A 15,940-nucleotide genomic window follows, 5' to 3' on the forward strand; every position below is an offset into this window, starting at 1 on the left:
CCGCACATTGTGAGGCACGGCCTCGTGCGGCCCGAACTCAGAGAGATTGTCATGAAAACCAAGACCCTTGCCGTCCTGATGACGGCCCTGTCGATCGGTGTATCGCCCGTCGGCATCATGTCCGCCTCGGCCCAGGATGCCCCGATCATCAAAAAGAAGGGTGCAGCCCAGACCGATCAGTCCGGTGGCGCCACTCAGCAGCAGCCGGATGCCAGTGACGGTGCTGGCGGCAAGGCGCAGGTTCAGCCCGGCACCTCGACAGAAGGCGGCACGGCGCCGGCCCAATCCGGCAGTGAGACGAAACCGGACGCTTCAGGCAATGGTGCCGCGCAGGGTGGCGGCATGAAGCCCAGTGGCACCTCGGGCACTGACGGCTCCAAGCCATCGACCGAAACCCAGAAATCCGGCTCGCAGGAGAGTGGCACGTCATCCGAGACCCAAAAGTCCGGCAGCGATGCGCAGAAATCCGGCGATGCCACGAAGCCGTCCGGCTCGACCGAGACGCAGACCAACAGCAAGACCAATGTCGAAAACAATACGACCGTCAACAAGACGACCAACGTCAACATCTCGGTCGAACAGCAGACGGAAATCCGGCAGGTCGTCAAGGAAGTGCATGTCGAACCGGTCCGCGAAGTGAACTTCACGGTCTCGGTCGGCACCGCGATCCCGAAGAAGATCCGGCTGGAGCCGCTGCCGCCGCGGATCGTCAAGATCGTACCGCAGTACGAAACCTACCGCTTCTTCATCCTGGCCGACGGACGGATCGTCATCGTCGATCCGACGGCCTACACGATTGTCTACATCATCACGGCCTGACGGCCTGAACCGGTGGCGTTCGCGCCGCCGGTTTTTCTTATGGAGAGACGGATGATCTACGGGGAACCAAAATCGGCAAGCGCCGTTCTTCCGATCGTCGCCATCCTGATGGCGATGGCCGGCTGCATCCTCGTTCTGCTTTCGAATGTCGATCGCGGCGATGAGAAGCAGGGCAGGGTATTCGTTCCGGTCGAACAGCGGGAGCTTGGCAAATGAACGCGGTCGCATCACTGACATTCGGTATCGTGACATCGGTCGCCGGCTGTATCGCGGCTGCATCCGTGGCTTCGATCGTCATGGCGGAATCGGAGACGCATCGGCTCGCCGATCTCTCGGCGCCGGATCTTTGGACGACGAGCCCGGTTCGCGTCGATCCTGGCAAGCAGAATTACCAGCGCGTTGCACCCGTCTATTCGAGCTATGTCACCGATGCGCCGAAGATCAGCGTCGCGTCGCGCGAGCCGGATCCCGCGCCGGTGGTGGCTGCCGCAGCGGAGCCGGCTTTGCCGGCAGAGCACCTCAACTGGTGCTCGCAGCGCTACCGTTCCTACGATCCCGCGACCAACAGCTACCGCGCCTTCAGCGGCGAGAGGCGCAGTTGCACCTCGCCCTTTTCGGAGCAGGCTGGCAGCGGAGAGGCTGTGACGCAGACTGCCGCGACAGCCAGCCCAAGCGCTGTCGAAAGCCAGGCGGCTGCGTCCTGGTGCGCGGCGCGCTACCAGTCCTACCGTGCGGAAGACAACAGCTATCAGCCTTTCGACGGGCCGCGCCGGCAATGTCAGCCGCCGTCTCAGGATGTGGTCACCGCGATAAATTGACCCGCATCAGACTTTGTGCCGTGGTGCCCATCGGGTCCGGCGAATACATCTGTGGCCCAACCACGGGAGTAGCAGATGTCGATTCCGGTCATTACCGCTATCCAGGCCGCGAGCGAAAGCGTGCCGTCGCTGACGCCAGCGGACAAGCGCATGCTGGTTGCGCATATCCACCGCTATCTGGAAGACTATCGCCGGGACGTGCTGGGCGATCTGCCCGACCGCCGCTGCGGCTGGATGCTGCGCCTCATCGAAGCTGTGTCCTCCAAGGCCCGCGGCATCGTCGAGGCTGATGCCAAGGAATTCCGATCGATCATGGTGGAATTCGAGAAGCTGCTGGTCGTGCTCGACGATCTCAGGCTGTCGCACAAATGGTCCGAGCAGCCGGTCGTCCTGCACTAGTGCCGGCAAAAAAAATAGGGCCATCCGTGGATGGCCCAAATGGGAGAGTTCGAAAACCTCCAGAGGGAACCGCCGACGAAGGCCGGGAGGAGTGGCCTCGATGCTTGTCGGCGAGTTCATAATCGCCGTTCAGCCACTCTTTTGAAAACATCCAGTCTCCAATAACCGGCGCTTATTGAGCATTTTCTGTTATGAGATCGGCTGCCGCCGGAACCGCATTCTCCGGGAACTCCTGCCTGACCAAAATTGGTAGCATCAAGCGCTTGCAAAGCCGCTGCATCGGCATAGAGTAAGCCTATGAAATCGCTTCGCAGGTGACCACGGATGTACTGGCACCCGCTGACGGCGATGATGGGAGGTCGGTGCGAGAATTCGCCCGGCCTTTTCCCTTTTAGGGCGGCTGCGTCCGGCGCGCCCCTTTACAATCATCCCGAATTTCCCGACGAAGGCATCGGCACCCGGATCGAGGGTGCGCTGGAGTGCCTGCAATTTGCCCGATGATCAAAGTCCAACTGCCGCGCCGCGGCGCAATCTGGTTATCAAAGCCGCCTATATCGGGCTTGGCCTGGTGATGGTGGCGCTCGGCATTATCGGCGCGTTTCTGCCGCTGATGCCGACGACGATCTTCCTGATCATTGCTGCCTGGTGCTTCGCCCGGTCCTCGCCGAGGCTCGAAGCAAAGCTGATCAACAGCCGGTTCGGCGCGCCGCTCAGGGACTGGCGCGACAGCGGCGCGATTTCGGGTTCGTCGAAGCTGCTTGCTGTTTTCGGTATGGCCTCGGGCTATGCGATCTTCTTTGCAACGTCGCACCCGTCGCCGATCCCTGCTGTCGCAGTCGGCCTTGCGCTGCTCGCCTGCGCCGCATTCGTCCTGTCCCGGCCGCGGCCGTGATCAGCCTGGCGAGCGGCAGGTTACGTCCTTGCCCTGCGGACCCGTATAAGTGTTGTCGGTCGGGTTATAGGATGGGAAGCGCTGCGCGCACCATTTGATATGCGCGATCTCGGCAGGAGAGAGCAGCCAGTTCTCCGGCTCCGCCGCCTTGCTTGTCCCTGAGGAGTAAGCCGCTACCGCGGCGTTGTTGTCGGAACTGCCTGCCGTTGCCGGAGGAGAAATCCTGAAAGCAAAGGCGGAAGGCGCGCCCGACAGGGCAATGACCGCAGTCACGGCGCATGCTGTCAGAATTTTCCTTGCCGGCTTCATTTGCCACTCCATTCACCTATCGCAAATGAACGGAGAGGCTGGCGATTTTGTTCCAGCCACGATCGCGTGAGCGCTGCCGAGGGATAACGGGGCGTCAATGAATCTGTGCCAGGCTGTGCCAGACAATTGCGGATAGAGGAATGTGATGCTGCTGTCGTCCCTGGTGAAGAAGATCGGAAGCCGCTCGGACGATCGCAACATCAACAGGCTGGAACTGGCCAACGACGTCCATCACCTCAAGCAGGTCTTCGACCGCTGCTCGAAGGCCGCCCGCATCGGCGTATGGGAATGCAATCTCGCCGATGAGCGTCTCTCCTGGACCGACATGGTCTACGAACTCTTCGATATTGAACCCGGCACGCCGCTCGTGCGAAGCGAGATCGTCGCCATGTATTCTCCCGCCGCTCTCCTCGAGCTTCAGCGGCTGCGCAGCGATGCGATCGAGCAGCAGGGCGGCTTCTCGCTCGATGCGGAGATCGTCACCCACAAGGGTAACCGCCGCTGGATCAGGATTACCGCGACCGTCGAATGCGAGGACGGCCGTCCCGTCCGTGTCTCGGGCTTGAAGCAGGATGTAACGGCAGAGGTGATGCTGCTCGAAGAAATCCGCCGCCGTGCGGATTTCGACCACCTGACCGGGCTCGCGAACCGGTTCCGCTTTCATGAACGCCTCGGCGGTCTCTGCGCGTCGGAAACAGGCTGCGCGCTGCTGCTCGTCGATCTCGACGGCTTCAAACGCGTCAATGATATCCTCGGCCATCAGACGGGCGATGTCTGCCTGGTCGAGACGGCAAACCGGCTGAGTGCTGCGGCGGAGAACGCCGACCTGGTATCGCGGGTCGGCGGCGACGAGTTCGCCGTCATCTACAACGGCGCCTCCATCCACCAGATCGAAGCTGCCGCGGCACGCATCGTTGCCGCCCTGCAATGGGATGCCGGCGACGGCATCATGCTCGGAGCATCCGTGGGGATCGCCTGGGCGAGCCCCGGATCGACGTCGGCTTCTCTCTACGAAGAGGCGGACAAGGCGATGTATCGCGCCAAGACCTCCGGCCGAAACCGCTTCGTCGCCCATCGCCCGGCGGGCGATCTCGACGCGGCGTAAGCCCGGTCCTGTTCCAAGGAAGAAATTCCAGACAATTGCCGCTCAGGCGGTGCGCTTTGCGGTGATCATGCCCCAGGCGAGGCGCAGCTTTTGCAGGCGGGATGCCGTGCGCTCATGGACGGGGGTGCTTATGCCGTTGCGGAAATCGGCCAGGGCCTGCGCCTGTAATCTCGTTCTCGCCGGCTGTCCGGCGTGTTCGTCGATGGCGCGGCCATCCTTGGCGTCGATGACTGCCCAGCTTCCGTTCTCGAGATGTTGAACCTGATATCTCTGCATACGCCACCCACCCTATTGCTCTCCAAGAGAACGGGCTCTGGCAGCAAAAATCAATCCGTCTTGTCAGAATGTGCTGATATACTTTCGAACAGTGGTGAACGGCTGATTATCTTTCTGCCCCCACCGTTCATACTTTAGCGAGAGTAGCCGGTTGTACGCCTGGCCAGCCTCCGGCGCGATCAAGCGGCCAGGGCGTCCTCGTCCTCGGCGAGATAATCCAGGAGGTCGTAGAGAACCTCCGTCTCGCTATCGTTGTCGGGTCTGCGTGTCGGCGGGACGTTCTTGACCGGGGCTTTCGGCCGCTGGCGGAACGTCGGTCTTGGAACACGCACGCTGTTTGCGCGTCTGTTTGCCATCTCTTCCTCACTCGCAACAAAAAAGAGGATCACTAGCTCTCTGGCATTATCCAACCACAAAGGGCCCGATGTGTCGCGTGACGCCGGCGTGACAGGGCTTCTCCGGCTGTTGTGAAGCTTAAGTCAGCTGTTTCAAGGCGCGCAGCAGGGCTTCGGTTCTCTCGCTGGAGACGAGCGCCAGGGATTGGTGCTCGGCCAGTTCCCGCAGTCCGGCGAGCACTTCGGCTTCCTTCCAGCCGCTATCGACGGCGTGGTCCACCAGTTCGCGGAATGCAAGCTGCAAGGCATCCTGGCATCGGATGGGTCGGTCAGGATCGTCTTCGGTGACAAACGGCCTGGAAATATCGCTCAAAGGCGGCGCCGGCTACCGGTCGTCGGCTTCAATCGGGGCGATCGCCATGAAACACAACACGACGGCGAGGGCCAAAACTGCAGAGATTGCGGACAAGGTTATCATCGTCACGTCCTCGCAAATATTGGATGAAGATTAGCGTGAACTGATTTGCACGAATTGGCAACCGGGGCCGGCTGATTGAGGCGGATCGCAGACCAGGGACGAGTTGTGCAAGTGCGCAAGGCAGGCGGCCGGACGATAGTCGCATTCAGCCGGTGGGTTTAGTAGATGCGCCCGAAAGCACGTATAGCGATAGTATTGTTGATGTAATCGCGGCCGATACCCCGCAATACTTGCAAGTAGCGTAAACGCTAAATCAATACTACCTTATTTAGAATAATTGTCGTGAATGGTTGTGGTTCGGCAGCAGTCCGGCCGGCGTTTTTGGCCCTGTCGATCCACACCTTCACTCCGCCATTTGCAACCCCGCAGGCGGCACCGGCCAGCAATCAGATACGATCATCCGAACCAAGATGCCAACGCCAACCCTCTCGAACGCGCGCTATCACGATGCCTCGCTCGGCCGACGCGGATTGCTTGCGGTTTGCGTCTATGGGGCGATTTTCCTGGCGTTGCTGGCATTTGCCCTGGCGACGCCGCGCGGTGAATTCGTGCTCGTCGTCGGCAAGCCCGGACAGTCCGAAGGTCAGGTCGTCGAGCTGATCGGCAGGGCAGGCGGGTCTTTCGTCGCGCCGGGACGTTTCGGCTGGATTGCCGTTGCGCATTCGAGCGCCCCGGATTTCGTTCGCAAACTGAACGCCGCCGGTGCCTTTCTCGTTCTCAATCACGCCCTTGCCGTGGGCTGCCTCCAAAAGGATACCTGAATGAACTCGCTTCATGCCTTCCGGCTGCGTGTCTCGCCCGTCATTTTCGGGCTCCTCTGGATCAATGCCGGCATCGCCATTCTGGTGCCGGTGCTGCGCGGCAATGGTTTCGACTGGACGGCTTTCATCGTCTGCGCTGCAGTCTTGGCGATGACTTCGGTCTCCTGGTTGCAGGATCGCACCGGGCCGGTGACGCGGCTCGTGACGTCCATGGCTCACGCCGTCAATGTGGCGATGATCGTCTATGCCTTCGAGGGTTCGATCCTCCAGTCGGACATACATATGTATTTCTTCGCCGTTCTGGCGATCTGCGCGGCCTGGCTTGATTGGCGCGCTGTCGTCGCCTTCGGAGGCATCACTATCGTTCACCACACGCTGCTCTATCTGGCCGCCCCCGCGCTGGTCTTCCCGGGAGCCTCCGATTTCGGCCGCGTGCTGCTGCATGCGGCGATCGTCGCCATTCAGTCGGCGGCGCTGATCTCGCTGACGAGCTCGATCTCCAACGCATTCGTCTCCGCCGAGGGAGCGCTCGACGCCGCCAACAACGCCAGCACCAGCGAACGCGAGACGCGCGAGCGCGCCCAGGCCGCCGACCGGCTAGCTGATGCGGAGCGCGCCGAGCGCGAGGCGGAAAAGCGGATCGCCGCCGAGGAAACGGATCACGCCATCCGTGTCCTCAGAGGCGCGCTCGAAAAGCTGTCGGACGGATATCTGGGAACCCGCATCGATGGCCGTTTTGCCGGAGAGCTCGACAATCTCAGGCTCTCGTTCAATCAGTCGGCCAACAATCTCGAAGCCGTCATTACTCAGGCAAGTCAGGTCACACAACGGGTTCGCCGCGAGGCCGGGGATCTCAACGCCGCGGCGGGCGAACTCTCCGAGCGTTCGGAGCGCCAGGCAGGTTCGATCGCAGGCGCGACGAATGCAGTTGCCCATGTCCGCAGCACCGTAGGCCAGACGGGAACGGTCGCCGAGAAGGTCGGCGGTCTCGTCAGCCACGCCAAGGAAGCGGCCGAGCGCTCGGCGGGCATCGTCACCAGCGCTGTCGGCGCCATGGACCGCATAGAGAAGAGTTCGGAAGAAATCGGCCAGATCATCGGCGTCATCGATGAAATTGCATTCCAGACCAACCTTCTGGCGCTCAATGCCGGTGTCGAGGCCGCCCGTGCGGGCGAGGCTGGCAAGGGCTTTGCGGTCGTTGCCCAGGAAGTGCGGGAACTGGCGCAGCGTTCCGCAAACGCCGCCAAGGAGATCAAGCAGCTGATCACCGCTTCGGGCGATCACGTGAAGCAGGGTGTGGCGCTCGTCGACCAGACCGGCGACGCCCTAGGCCATATCGCGACTGAGGTTGCCGAGATCAGCCGGCATATCGAAACGATCATTTCAGGCGCGCGGGAGCAGGCGGCCGGGCTCGCCGAACTCGATACGATCATCGTGCAGATCGATAGCCTGACGGCGCAGAACACGACGATGGTGCAGCAGTCGCTGAGCGCCACCGACGCGCTGGCCCATGAGGCGACGATCCTCGAAGGTTTGATGTCCGGCTTCTCCGGCGAACAGGGTCAGGCCAAGCGCAAGGCGGCCTGACGGCCGCGTGGTAGCAAAACCGGAAAGCCCGCCTCTGGCGGGCTTTTGTCATTCGGCGCTCTACGCCTATTGCTTCAGATCAAAGGCCTGACCGTCAGCGCGAAGTTCCGCCAGCGTCTTGCCGACACAGGTGCCGGCGGTGTTGCTGCCGATGGCCTTGGCCTCGCCGCCGAGGGTGATCGTGCCGCCGATCCGCTCGGAGGCGACATAGGTCGCGACGCCGTCCTTGGAGACGCGCGATATGTAGAAGGCGTGATAGGTGTCGTTCTGCTTGCACTGGATCAGCACGGGGAATTTTCCGAAGGGATTGTCCTCGGCCTGCGCCGTCGAGATCGGCAGGACGGCGAGTGCAAGAAGGCCGGCGAGCAGCGTGCAGGCCGATTGGCGGAAGAGATGGCGGGATGCGGGCGTCATAGGTAATCCCCTTCTTCAAATGCCCTGGATACGGCGGGCTAGACCGTCAAGGCGATGAGTGCATCCCGGTCCAGAAGGCGGACGATGCGTTGCAGCTTGCCGTTCAGGCAAAGGACATGTTTTTCGCGGAGCTTCGTGAAGCAGCGGGCGACTGTCTCTACCGTCAGGCCGAGATAGTCGGCGATATCGCTGCGCGACATCATCATGTCGAATTCGCGGGCGCCCGGATGGCGCTCGGCCATTTCGAAGACGAAGGCTGCGACCCGCTTCAGCGCGCTCTGCTCGGTGATGACCAGCTGTTTGTGCTGCGCCTTGGCCAGGTTGGTCAGCGCGATATGCAGCAGGTCGATGGGCGCGGCGGTATTCTGGCTGGCGCGAAAGGGGCGTATCGACGTCTCGCACACGGCCTCTGCGAAATCTGTCCTGACATTGCCGGTTTCGAGGCCGAACCATTCGCCCTTGCCGCAGAAGGACAGGATGTAGCGCTGGCCGCTCGGCGTCAGGCGATAGATCCTGACGGCGCCGGTTTCGACCTGATAGATCGCCCGGGCGTGCTCGCCTTCGCTATAGATCGTTTCGTCGGGCTTCAGCCGGATCGGCTGGTCTCTCGCTGGCGCAGGCGGATAGTGCCGCCCGCCCGCTGCATAGTCTCCGATCGTCTGGTCATGAAGCATGGCATCACCCCCATCTCGACCCGCAGAATAGGGAAAGGCGGCTCGCTCCGGTATTCGAGAAACCCCTTACGTATTGCTACGGAAGCCCGGAATGCGCGGTGGGTGTATAAGGCCATGCCCCCTTGATGAAGGCGATACGGAGATATGGCGGAGATCTCGATGTCATCTGTAGACGGAGGGGAAGACCGCGCACCCGGGAACCCCGAAGGCATCCGTGCGCAGCTTGAGCGGATCCTCGCGAGCCCGGAATTCCATGCGCCCGAGCGCGGCCGGCGCTTCCTGCAATATATCGTCGAGGAAACGCTGGAAGGGCGCAGTGCCCAGCTGAAGGCCTATACGATCGCGCAGGCGGTGTTCGGACGCAACGCATCCTTCGATGCGCAGAGCGATCCCGTGGTCCGCATCGAGGCGGGGCGCATCCGCCGCGCGCTGGAGCGCTACTATCTCGTCTGTGGCAGCCAGGACCCGATCCGGGTCACCATCCCCAAGGGCAGCTATTCGCCGCAGTTCTCAGGCAATGACGACAATATGATGAGCTTGCCGGGCAGCTCGAAGGCGCAGAGCCATGATGGCGAGCCTCCGCTCCGCCTCCGCCAGCTGCTGCTGCCGATCGGCGTGCCGGCATTCTTCGGCGTGATGGCCGTTCTGGCGCTCATCCGCCCGCTCGAGGCCTATCTCTCTCCACCGAAGACCTCGCCGTTCTCGACCGCATCGACGACGGCGGCCAGTATCCGGATCGCCGTCGAGCCCTTCGACGCGCTCGGCGGCACGGCGCGCGGCGAAGACCTCGCGAAGGGCCTCACCGATCAGGTGATCGCCCGGCTGACGAAGGTTACCGATATCGTGGTGCTTGCGCCTGGCCGCGCGGGTCAGGACGGCGGCGGGCTGCTTCTCAGCCTGCAAGGCGGCGCACTTGTCGAGGGTACGGTCCTGCGGCTGCATGTGCGGCTGATCAACGTTTCCAATGGTGCCGTGATATGGGCCAATCAATATGACCGGAATCTCGACGGCCAGGCGATCCTCGACATCGAGGATGACATCGCGGCCGATATCGTCACAGAGATTTCCGGCAGCGGCAAGCTCAACGGTCTGCGCCCGCAGTCGTGAGTGCTATTGCGAGGGTATCGCTGCCGGATCGACACCTGCCGCGCGTAGGCCGCTGAAGAACCGTTCCCGGTCTTCCGGCCGCTGCAGGCGAAGCGAAATTTCACCGTCGATGTTGCGCATCAGCCCGGGTGCGTGGAGGGTCAGCCAATCGGTCTCCTGCCGCGCTTCGTCCGCCTTTCCTGCGGCGCCGAGAATGGAGAGCAGCACGAGATGGTGCATGGGATTGGCTTCGAGATCGGACTTGCGCGACCACTGCTCGGCATCGGCGACATCGCCCCTCATCAGCTGGCAGAGCGCCATGCCGGCCTCGTAATAGCCTTTCGAACCGATGCCCCGGTTGAGCGCGATCGACAGCAGCTCGCAGCCGGTCTGCCACTTGCCGGACATCGCCAAGCGGATGCCATATTCGCCGGCGACTTCGACATCGTCGGGGTTTGCCGCATAGGCTGCAGTTCCGGCTTGCAGCGCCCTGTCGACATCCCCGCGGAAGAAGCTCACCATCATCAGCGCTTGCAGCGTACGCGGGCTTGACGGCGCCAGCACGGCAGCGCGGTTCACCGCGTTGCTTGCCATCCGCAAGGCATCCGGCGAGGCCGGGGTGCCGAGCTTGTAGCGAAGCCGGATCTCGTCGAGATAGATCATCGATAGCTGCGCCCAGGACGTGGCATTGTCCTGATAGCGCTGCGTCGCATTCTGCAGGCAGTTGCGTGCAACGCTGTGGCTGGTGGCGGTGACATTTTGCCGGTAGCTGTAATAGGCGAGCGTGCAGGCATAGGTGCTCTGATCGCCTCTCTGCGCCGTCGGGGCGATGCCCTCGGCGTTGAAAGGTTCGGTGATCGCGCCGGCAATCTGTTGCGCGATCTGGCCCTGCACCGCGAGCTTGTTCTGGACGCCGAGGTTGGCATCGAAATTGTTGGCCCAGATGACCGCGCCATCCTGTTGGCGCACGAGCCGGACCGCGGCGCGCAATCTGTTTCCATCCAGCTGGACATTGCCCTGGAGCGTGAAATCGGCACCGGCGATACTGTCGTCACGCAGCGTATCCGCCACGACCACGATGCCGCGGGACCGTGCCAGCTGGCCGATGACGTCGTCCCTGAGGCCACGGGCGATATCGGAGCGCGTGTCGTCGCGGTCGGCCTCGGCGAAGAGTTCGACCATCACCTTCGGGCTTGCGGTGGCGGCCTGCGCATTCGGCCGTGCGGGCAGAAGAAGCGCGAGCGCGCCGGCGAAAACCACCAGCAGCGCCGCGACGCATGCTCCGAGATGAAGAAGGGTGAGCTTTACCGGATGCGTGCTGCCGGAAACCGGCTTCTCGCGGCTCTCGTGTTGAGGCGGCGGCGCCCGTTCGGGCTGCTTGACCGGCAGCGGCGCCGGAGCGCTCGTGGCATATTCGAAATGGGGGACATATCCGCCTTTGGGGACGGTGACGATCACGCTGTCCGAGCGTCCTGCCACGAGATAGTAGCGCTCGAGCGCCTTGCGGATCCGGCCGGCCTCGATGCGCACGACGGGATCGTTCTGCGGGTCGAACGAGGCTTCCCGGCCGAAGACCACATTGGCGATTGTAAAGGCCTTGAGAAACTCCGACCGTCCGGCCAGCGTTTCGTTGACGACGAATTCGAGAAAGCTTCGCCCGCGCTTGGCCGCGTGGAACTCCTCGCTGGCGAGAATTCGTTCGACCTGCTCGCAGATTTCGTCAGCCGTCGGCCCAAGACGGCTAAAGGCAGTCGCTCTTGCACTCGTCATGATCGCCCCTACAACACAAGATCATGCAATTACTTAAGCATTGTCTAAGGCATCATATCGCACATGCCGCTGGTTGCAAGATTTGCTTTCGGAGTTGCTTGCGCTAGTTCGGCCAGCCGTTCGCTGGCGTCGCCTTGCGGCCTTCGAGGGGATAGGCGGCCACGCCGGTCGCGATGACCATGCGCATCAGTTCTGCCAGATTGCGCGCGCCCATCTTGGCCATGACGTTGGCGCGATGGACCTCGACCGTGCGGGCGCTGATGCCGAGATGATAGGCGATCATCTTGTTCTGCAGGCCATCGAGCACGCCGACGAGAACCTGATGCTCGCGGGTGGTCAATTGCGCCAGCCTGGCGGTGACGCTGTCGGGTCCCTGCGTTGCGCGGCTTGGACGTGCCTGTCCAGTCGCCGCATGAATGGCTGCTATCAGCGCCTCTTCCTTCACCGGCTTTTCCAGGAAGTCGACAGCGCCGGCCTTCATTGCCTGAACGGCGGCTGCAATGTCGCCCTGCCCGGTGATAACGATTGTGGGGATGTCCATGCGGAACTGATGTAGTTGGCCGATCAACTCGATGCCATCCATGCCGGGCATGCGCAGGTCCGTCACCAGGCAGCTCCTGCCGGAGAGGGGCAGCAGATCGAGAAAAGCACGCGCGCAACTATGCGTACGTACCGCAAAGCCGGCGGAAACAAGCATGAAGGTCAGGGACCGCCTGAGTGCCTCCTCGTCATCGACGAGATGGATCGTAAGGTCGTTTGCCATTCTGGCCGATCTCCACGATGGGTAGCGAGAAGGAAAGTACCGAGCCGCCCTGCAATCCCCGCCGGGCCGCAATGCGCCCGCCATGGGCCTCGATGATCCGCTTGGATAGCGCCAGCCCCATGCCGAGGCCGCGCGGCTTGCTGGTCACGAAGGGATGAAACAGCATCGTCTCGATTTCGGCCGCGATGCCGCAGCCGTTGTCCGAGACCTCGACGACGAGACGCCTGCGATCGCTGGTCCGTGTCGTCACGGTAATCTCGGGCTCCTGAACTCCGTCGGCAGCTTCCGCGGCATTGCGCAACAGGTTCGTCAGCACCTGGGTGATCTGCACGCGGTCGGCAATGACGGCGTCACTCTTTGCATCGAGCTGGAAATCGACCCGGAGATCCTTCCGCGCCAGGCCGCTAAGGGCAAGTGCTGCGGCTTCGCGGATCAGCGCATGCATGGATTCCAACCGCTTCTCACCGGCGCCGCGGCCAGCGAATTCGCGGATGCTTTGCACGATCGTTCCGGCCCAGAGCGCATGCTGGGTGATTTCGGACAAGGCTTCCCTGAGTGCCGCGAATTCGCAGCCGTTGTCGCTCACCAGATGCCCGCACCCCTGCGAATAGGCGAGGATCGAGGAGAGCGGCTGCGAGAGCTCATGGGCAAGCGCCGGCGTCATGTCGCCGAGCGCAACCGTTCGCGCGAGGCGTGCCATTTCGCTCTGAAGCTCGCGAACCTGCTGCAACGTCTCATGCTCGGTACGGAAGTCCTCGAGGATTGCGGCCGCAAAGCCCTGTTCGCGAACGATCGTCAAGGCGGCAGGAAACCGCGCGCCGTCCTTGGTGCTTGCAATACCGGCGCGCATGGCGCCTTGGCTTGCCCAGCGGGCCTTGAGCCGGACGCCCGGCGTCGACGACCAGACGAAGTCGATCTTCTGGCCGATCAGTTCATCTTCCTGGTAACCGAGCAGGGCGATTGCGGCGGCATTGCAGGCGGAGATCCGATGGCAGGATGTGATGACGAAGACGGCGTCGGGAACATGGCCGTAGAGATTTCGCAGCCAATCGGCAGACGGGCCGCCAGGGGGCGGGCGGTCCATCTGCTTCTGGGCGAGCGTCTCCGCAAACAGAGGCTTCCTCGATAGGTGAGGGGCGACGGACCCGCGATCGGCAATGTCCAATGCCTTCGTGCTGGTAGCCATGATATTCCCCTCGCCCTACGATCTGGGACAGGTGTCCCGGCGGCTCTCCCATTCAACGATGGCGCGAGACTACTCTTCTTCTCTGACGGATAGATGTAGCATCGCGTAGCCTCTATTGGTCTTACCCTGCGGGCCTTTCAGCCATGCAAGCGGCCCTCGTTCAGCCTCTCAACCATTGATCCGGCTCAATGCCTTTGCGCCTTTGCTCCGTTACTCTGAGCTGCATGGGTTCACGCCACCTGAGGAGCAGGAACATGAGGAAGTTTGCCCTTGCTATCGCCATTTTGAGTGCGGCGTCGATCGTCGTGCCCGCCGCTGCGCAGCAGACCTCGACACAGACCCGCAAGGAATACCGGCGGATGAACTGGGGAGACAATCTGCCTGCGTCGATCAAGACTTTTCACAACAAGCGCTTCACCGTCGTCAGCTATCGCATGCAGGAGGAGACCGGCCACCATCCGTCGCCGGGAAGCGCGGAGCAGGTGGCGCAGATCCGCTCGGCGATCCGCTCCAACAAGTGGCTCGTCGATCAGCTGAAGGCGAAGAAGGTGTCGCCCAGCCAGATTCTCTGGGCATGGCGTGCCCGTAACGGCAACATGGTTTTCTACATCGATTGAGCGATTGCCGTCCGGCAACGGGGTAGGCGGAAACAACGGCCTCCGTCCGGTCGACACGCATACATCGTCGGGAGGGTCGGTGATGTGGCGGTTGGTCGTCGAAGCTCCGTTCGAAGAGGATATCGAGCTTGCCGTCCTCGATGACGACGGCATTCACGCTCTGGTCTTCCCCTGCCAGCGGCTGCCCGGCGGCTGGGCGAATGCGCTGACGGGCGAGATCCTCGATGTCCACCCGACGCACTGGCGCACCTGGCAGCTTCGCCGCGCCGACACGTCCGAACTGCACTGAGCGCTTTCAGGGTCAGCAAAAGCCGGTCTGGCTTGTCTGCGATCAATGACCGTGGTGCCCGGCAAAAATAGACTGACGGCAAGAAACCGGCGGCGCGGCCGCCATCCCGATGGCTGGAAGGAGGACCCGCATGCGTGGTTTCGGTGTTCATTCTGAGGTGGGAAAGCTCAGAACCGTCATGGTCTGCAGACCATCGCTCGCACATCAACGGCTGACGCCGGCAAATTGCCATGACCTGCTCTTCGACGATGTGCTCTGGGTGCACGAGGCTCAGAAGGACCACTATGACATGGTCCTGAAGATGCAGGAGCGCGGTGTCGAGGTTCTCGAACTCCATGACCTGCTGGCGCAGACGCTTGCCAACGAGCAGGCGCGCGCCTTCGTGCTGGACCGTCGCATCACGCCGAATGTCATCGGTTCGCAGGTCGCCGAGGCGATGCGGCCCTGGCTGGACGAAATGCCGGCCGCCCAGCTCGCCGCCGTCATGATCGGCGGCATCGCGATCTCCGATCTTCCCGATGTGAAGGCGAAGGCCCTGATGCTCAGTGCATTGCCGGCGAGCGACTTCGTCATCCCGCCGATCCCGAACACGCTGTTCCAGCGCGACCCCTCCTGCTGGATCTATGGCGGCGTCACCTGCAATCCGATGTTCTGGCCGGCACGCCGCGCCGAGACCCTGCTGCAGCGGGTGATCTACAAGTTCCACCCCTTCTTCAAGGGTGCCAATTTCCAGATCTGGTGGGGGGATTCGGACGATCAGTTTGCCAATGCCTCGCTCGAAGGCGGCGATGTCATGCCGATCGGCCATGGCACCGTGCTGATCGGCATGGGTGAGCGCACCACCTATCAGGCCGTCGGCCAGGTGGCGCAGGCGCTGTTCCGCAGCAAGGCCGCCAAGCGCGTCATCGGCTGCCTGATGCCGAAAAGCCGCGCGGCGATGCATCTCGATACGGTCTTCAGTTTCTGCGACCGCGATGTCGTCACGCTGTTTGCCGAGGTCGTCGATCAGATCCGCTGCTACAGCATGTATCCGAAGGGCGACGACGGCACTTTCGAGATTCGCCCCGAAAACCGGCCGATGCTGGAAGTCGTCGCCGAGGTGCTTGAGGTGCCGAAGCTGCGCGTCGTCGAGACGGGTGGCAATTCCTATCAGGCCGAGCGCGAGCAATGGGACGACGGCAACAATGTCGTCGCCCTCGAGCCCGGCGTCGTCGTCGCCTATGACCGCAACACCTACACCAACACGCTTCTGCGCAAGGCCGGTGTCGAGGTCATCACCATACGCGGCGCCGAACTCGGGCGCGGCCGTGGCGGCGGGCATTGCATGACATGCCCGATCTGGCGCGACCCGGCCTAATGACC

At 62.5% G+C, this 15,940-nt stretch carries 22 protein-coding genes; 13 read left to right on the forward strand and 9 right to left on the reverse strand.

What is annotated here, in order from left to right:
• Positions 1–51: 51 nt before the first annotated feature.
• The 5 genes from ABIE40_RS23630 (at position 52) to ABIE40_RS23650 (ending at position 2,928) form a co-directional block, all read left to right on the forward strand.
• Positions 52–819: a DUF1236 domain-containing protein gene (locus ABIE40_RS23630; protein ID WP_199628255.1), complete on the forward strand. Its 768-nt coding sequence runs from the start codon at positions 52–54 to the stop codon at positions 817–819.
• 51 nt (positions 820–870) lie between these two features.
• Positions 871–1,035: a hypothetical protein gene (locus tag ABIE40_RS23635; RefSeq protein ID WP_165402705.1), complete on the forward strand. Its 165-nt coding sequence runs from the start codon at positions 871–873 to the stop codon at positions 1,033–1,035.
• Positions 1,032–1,637: a BA14K family protein gene (locus ABIE40_RS23640; protein ID WP_199628254.1), complete on the forward strand. Its 606-nt coding sequence runs from the start codon at positions 1,032–1,034 to the stop codon at positions 1,635–1,637. Before ABIE40_RS23635 ends, ABIE40_RS23640 begins: the two co-directional genes overlap by 4 nt.
• 75 nt (positions 1,638–1,712) lie before the next feature.
• A complete protein-coding gene (locus ABIE40_RS23645) occupies positions 1,713–2,036 on the forward strand; it encodes a hypothetical protein (protein WP_112711179.1) in 324 nt (107 codons plus the stop codon).
• A 490-nt stretch (positions 2,037–2,526) separates the two neighbouring features.
• Positions 2,527–2,928 (forward strand): YbaN family protein, encoded by a 402-nt coding sequence (locus ABIE40_RS23650; RefSeq protein ID WP_354541128.1) that lies wholly within the window; start codon positions 2,527–2,529, stop codon positions 2,926–2,928.
• Here the strand turns inward: ABIE40_RS23650 and ABIE40_RS23655 are convergent, their stop codons facing one another.
• Entirely contained in the window at positions 2,929–3,237 is a 309-nt protein-coding gene (locus tag ABIE40_RS23655) for a BA14K family protein (RefSeq protein ID WP_354541129.1), read from the reverse strand.
• 145 nt (positions 3,238–3,382) lie between these two features.
• Here ABIE40_RS23655 and ABIE40_RS23660 point away from each other — a divergent pair, with 145 nt between their 5' ends.
• Entirely contained in the window at positions 3,383–4,342 is a 960-nt protein-coding gene (locus ABIE40_RS23660) for a GGDEF domain-containing protein (RefSeq protein WP_210341134.1), read from the forward strand.
• A gap of 42 nt (positions 4,343–4,384) precedes the next feature.
• On the opposite strand, the gene ABIE40_RS23665 is transcribed toward ABIE40_RS23660, so the two are convergent.
• The 3 genes from ABIE40_RS23665 to ABIE40_RS23675 form a co-directional block, all read right to left on the reverse strand.
• Positions 4,385–4,618, reverse strand: a complete 234-nt coding sequence (locus ABIE40_RS23665; protein ID WP_199628252.1) for a hypothetical protein — start codon at positions 4,616–4,618, stop codon at positions 4,385–4,387.
• A 179-nt stretch (positions 4,619–4,797) separates the two neighbouring features.
• On the reverse strand, positions 4,798–4,974 hold the full coding sequence (locus tag ABIE40_RS23670) for a hypothetical protein (protein WP_162708575.1): 177 nt from the start codon (positions 4,972–4,974) through the stop codon (positions 4,798–4,800).
• A gap of 118 nt (positions 4,975–5,092) precedes the next feature.
• Positions 5,093–5,257, reverse strand: a complete 165-nt coding sequence (locus ABIE40_RS23675; RefSeq protein WP_354541130.1) for a hypothetical protein — start codon at positions 5,255–5,257, stop codon at positions 5,093–5,095.
• 40 nt (positions 5,258–5,297) lie between these two features.
• Here ABIE40_RS23675 and ABIE40_RS23680 point away from each other — a divergent pair, with 40 nt between their 5' ends.
• From ABIE40_RS23680 to ABIE40_RS23690, 3 genes are all read left to right on the forward strand, one after another.
• Positions 5,298–5,465: a hypothetical protein gene (locus ABIE40_RS23680; RefSeq protein ID WP_199628391.1), complete on the forward strand. Its 168-nt coding sequence runs from the start codon at positions 5,298–5,300 to the stop codon at positions 5,463–5,465.
• Positions 5,466–5,721: 256 nt separating this feature from the next.
• The gene (locus tag ABIE40_RS23685) at positions 5,722–6,192 is read left to right on the forward strand and encodes a hypothetical protein (RefSeq protein WP_199628250.1); all 471 of its coding nucleotides are present in this window, start codon (positions 5,722–5,724) and stop codon (positions 6,190–6,192) included.
• Positions 6,193–7,779, forward strand: coding sequence for a methyl-accepting chemotaxis protein (locus ABIE40_RS23690; protein WP_199628249.1), 1,587 nt, complete (start codon positions 6,193–6,195; stop codon positions 7,777–7,779).
• A 66-nt stretch (positions 7,780–7,845) separates the two neighbouring features.
• Here the strand turns inward: ABIE40_RS23690 and ABIE40_RS23695 are convergent, their stop codons facing one another.
• Both ABIE40_RS23695 and ABIE40_RS23700 read right to left on the reverse strand, forming a co-directional pair.
• Positions 7,846–8,193, reverse strand: coding sequence for a hypothetical protein (locus ABIE40_RS23695; RefSeq protein WP_199628248.1), 348 nt, complete (start codon positions 8,191–8,193; stop codon positions 7,846–7,848).
• Between the two features lie 38 nt (positions 8,194–8,231).
• Complete coding sequence (locus ABIE40_RS23700; RefSeq protein WP_130281548.1) at positions 8,232–8,867, reverse strand: helix-turn-helix domain-containing protein; 636 nt, start codon at positions 8,865–8,867, stop codon at positions 8,232–8,234.
• 159 nt (positions 8,868–9,026) lie between these two features.
• Between ABIE40_RS23700 and ABIE40_RS23705 the strand changes: the two genes are divergently transcribed.
• On the forward strand, positions 9,027–9,974 hold the full coding sequence (locus ABIE40_RS23705; protein WP_199628247.1) for a hypothetical protein: 948 nt from the start codon (positions 9,027–9,029) through the stop codon (positions 9,972–9,974).
• Between the two features lie 3 nt (positions 9,975–9,977).
• On the opposite strand, the gene ABIE40_RS23710 is transcribed toward ABIE40_RS23705, so the two are convergent.
• The 3 genes from ABIE40_RS23710 to ABIE40_RS23720 form a co-directional block, all read right to left on the reverse strand.
• Positions 9,978–11,723 carry a hypothetical protein gene (locus tag ABIE40_RS23710; RefSeq protein WP_199628246.1) on the reverse strand — a complete coding sequence of 582 codons (1,746 nt, stop codon included), beginning with the start codon at positions 11,721–11,723 and terminating at the stop codon, positions 9,978–9,980.
• A gap of 103 nt (positions 11,724–11,826) precedes the next feature.
• Positions 11,827–12,486, reverse strand: a complete 660-nt coding sequence (locus tag ABIE40_RS23715) for a response regulator transcription factor (protein WP_199628245.1) — start codon at positions 12,484–12,486, stop codon at positions 11,827–11,829.
• A complete protein-coding gene (locus tag ABIE40_RS23720; protein WP_199628244.1) occupies positions 12,452–13,672 on the reverse strand; it encodes a PAS domain-containing sensor histidine kinase in 1,221 nt (406 codons plus the stop codon). Before ABIE40_RS23720 ends, ABIE40_RS23715 begins: the two co-directional genes overlap by 35 nt.
• Before the next feature lie 254 nt (positions 13,673–13,926).
• On the opposite strand from ABIE40_RS23720, the gene ABIE40_RS23725 reads away from it, so the two are divergent.
• The 3 genes from ABIE40_RS23725 to arcA all read left to right on the forward strand — a co-directional run bounded on the left by ABIE40_RS23725 (position 13,927) and on the right by arcA (position 15,935).
• The gene (locus ABIE40_RS23725; RefSeq protein ID WP_112711168.1) at positions 13,927–14,289 is read left to right on the forward strand and encodes a hypothetical protein; all 363 of its coding nucleotides are present in this window, start codon (positions 13,927–13,929) and stop codon (positions 14,287–14,289) included.
• 82 nt (positions 14,290–14,371) lie between these two features.
• Complete coding sequence (locus tag ABIE40_RS23730) at positions 14,372–14,578, forward strand: hypothetical protein (protein WP_112711167.1); 207 nt, start codon at positions 14,372–14,374, stop codon at positions 14,576–14,578.
• A 130-nt stretch (positions 14,579–14,708) separates the two neighbouring features.
• The gene (gene arcA, locus ABIE40_RS23735) at positions 14,709–15,935 is read left to right on the forward strand and encodes an arginine deiminase (protein WP_199628243.1); all 1,227 of its coding nucleotides are present in this window, start codon (positions 14,709–14,711) and stop codon (positions 15,933–15,935) included.
• Positions 15,936–15,940: the final 5 nt, after the last annotated feature.

Origin of the sequence: Rhizobium sp. OAE497 (assembly GCF_040546565.1) — a bacterium.
In the GTDB taxonomy this organism is placed as follows: domain Bacteria; phylum Pseudomonadota; class Alphaproteobacteria; order Rhizobiales; family Rhizobiaceae; genus Rhizobium.

Excerpts from the sequence above, each read along its gene's own strand:
- ABIE40_RS23630 (WP_199628255.1), top strand. The coding sequence starts at position 52 with ATGAAAACCAAGACCCTTGCCGTCCTGATGACGGCCCTGTCGATCGGT.
- ABIE40_RS23635 (WP_165402705.1), top strand. The coding sequence starts at position 871 with ATGATCTACGGGGAACCAAAATCGGCAAGCGCCGTTCTTCCGATCGTC.
- ABIE40_RS23640 (WP_199628254.1), top strand. The coding sequence starts at position 1,032 with ATGAACGCGGTCGCATCACTGACATTCGGTATCGTGACATCGGTCGCC.
- ABIE40_RS23645 (WP_112711179.1), top strand. The coding sequence starts at position 1,713 with ATGTCGATTCCGGTCATTACCGCTATCCAGGCCGCGAGCGAAAGCGTG.
- ABIE40_RS23655 (WP_354541129.1), bottom strand. The coding sequence starts at position 3,237 with ATGAAGCCGGCAAGGAAAATTCTGACAGCATGCGCCGTGACTGCGGTC.
- ABIE40_RS23660 (WP_210341134.1), top strand. The coding sequence starts at position 3,383 with ATGCTGCTGTCGTCCCTGGTGAAGAAGATCGGAAGCCGCTCGGACGAT.
- ABIE40_RS23665 (WP_199628252.1), bottom strand. The coding sequence starts at position 4,618 with ATGCAGAGATATCAGGTTCAACATCTCGAGAACGGAAGCTGGGCAGTC.
- ABIE40_RS23670 (WP_162708575.1), bottom strand. The coding sequence starts at position 4,974 with ATGGCAAACAGACGCGCAAACAGCGTGCGTGTTCCAAGACCGACGTTC.
- ABIE40_RS23690 (WP_199628249.1), top strand. The coding sequence starts at position 6,193 with ATGAACTCGCTTCATGCCTTCCGGCTGCGTGTCTCGCCCGTCATTTTC.
- ABIE40_RS23695 (WP_199628248.1), bottom strand. The coding sequence starts at position 8,193 with ATGACGCCCGCATCCCGCCATCTCTTCCGCCAATCGGCCTGCACGCTG.
- ABIE40_RS23700 (WP_130281548.1), bottom strand. The coding sequence starts at position 8,867 with ATGCTTCATGACCAGACGATCGGAGACTATGCAGCGGGCGGGCGGCAC.
- ABIE40_RS23705 (WP_199628247.1), top strand. The coding sequence starts at position 9,027 with ATGTCATCTGTAGACGGAGGGGAAGACCGCGCACCCGGGAACCCCGAA.
- ABIE40_RS23710 (WP_199628246.1), bottom strand. The coding sequence starts at position 11,723 with ATGACGAGTGCAAGAGCGACTGCCTTTAGCCGTCTTGGGCCGACGGCT.
- ABIE40_RS23715 (WP_199628245.1), bottom strand. The coding sequence starts at position 12,486 with ATGGCAAACGACCTTACGATCCATCTCGTCGATGACGAGGAGGCACTC.
- ABIE40_RS23720 (WP_199628244.1), bottom strand. The coding sequence starts at position 13,672 with ATGGCTACCAGCACGAAGGCATTGGACATTGCCGATCGCGGGTCCGTC.
- ABIE40_RS23725 (WP_112711168.1), top strand. The coding sequence starts at position 13,927 with ATGAGGAAGTTTGCCCTTGCTATCGCCATTTTGAGTGCGGCGTCGATC.
- ABIE40_RS23730 (WP_112711167.1), top strand. The coding sequence starts at position 14,372 with ATGTGGCGGTTGGTCGTCGAAGCTCCGTTCGAAGAGGATATCGAGCTT.
- arcA (WP_199628243.1), top strand. The coding sequence starts at position 14,709 with ATGCGTGGTTTCGGTGTTCATTCTGAGGTGGGAAAGCTCAGAACCGTC.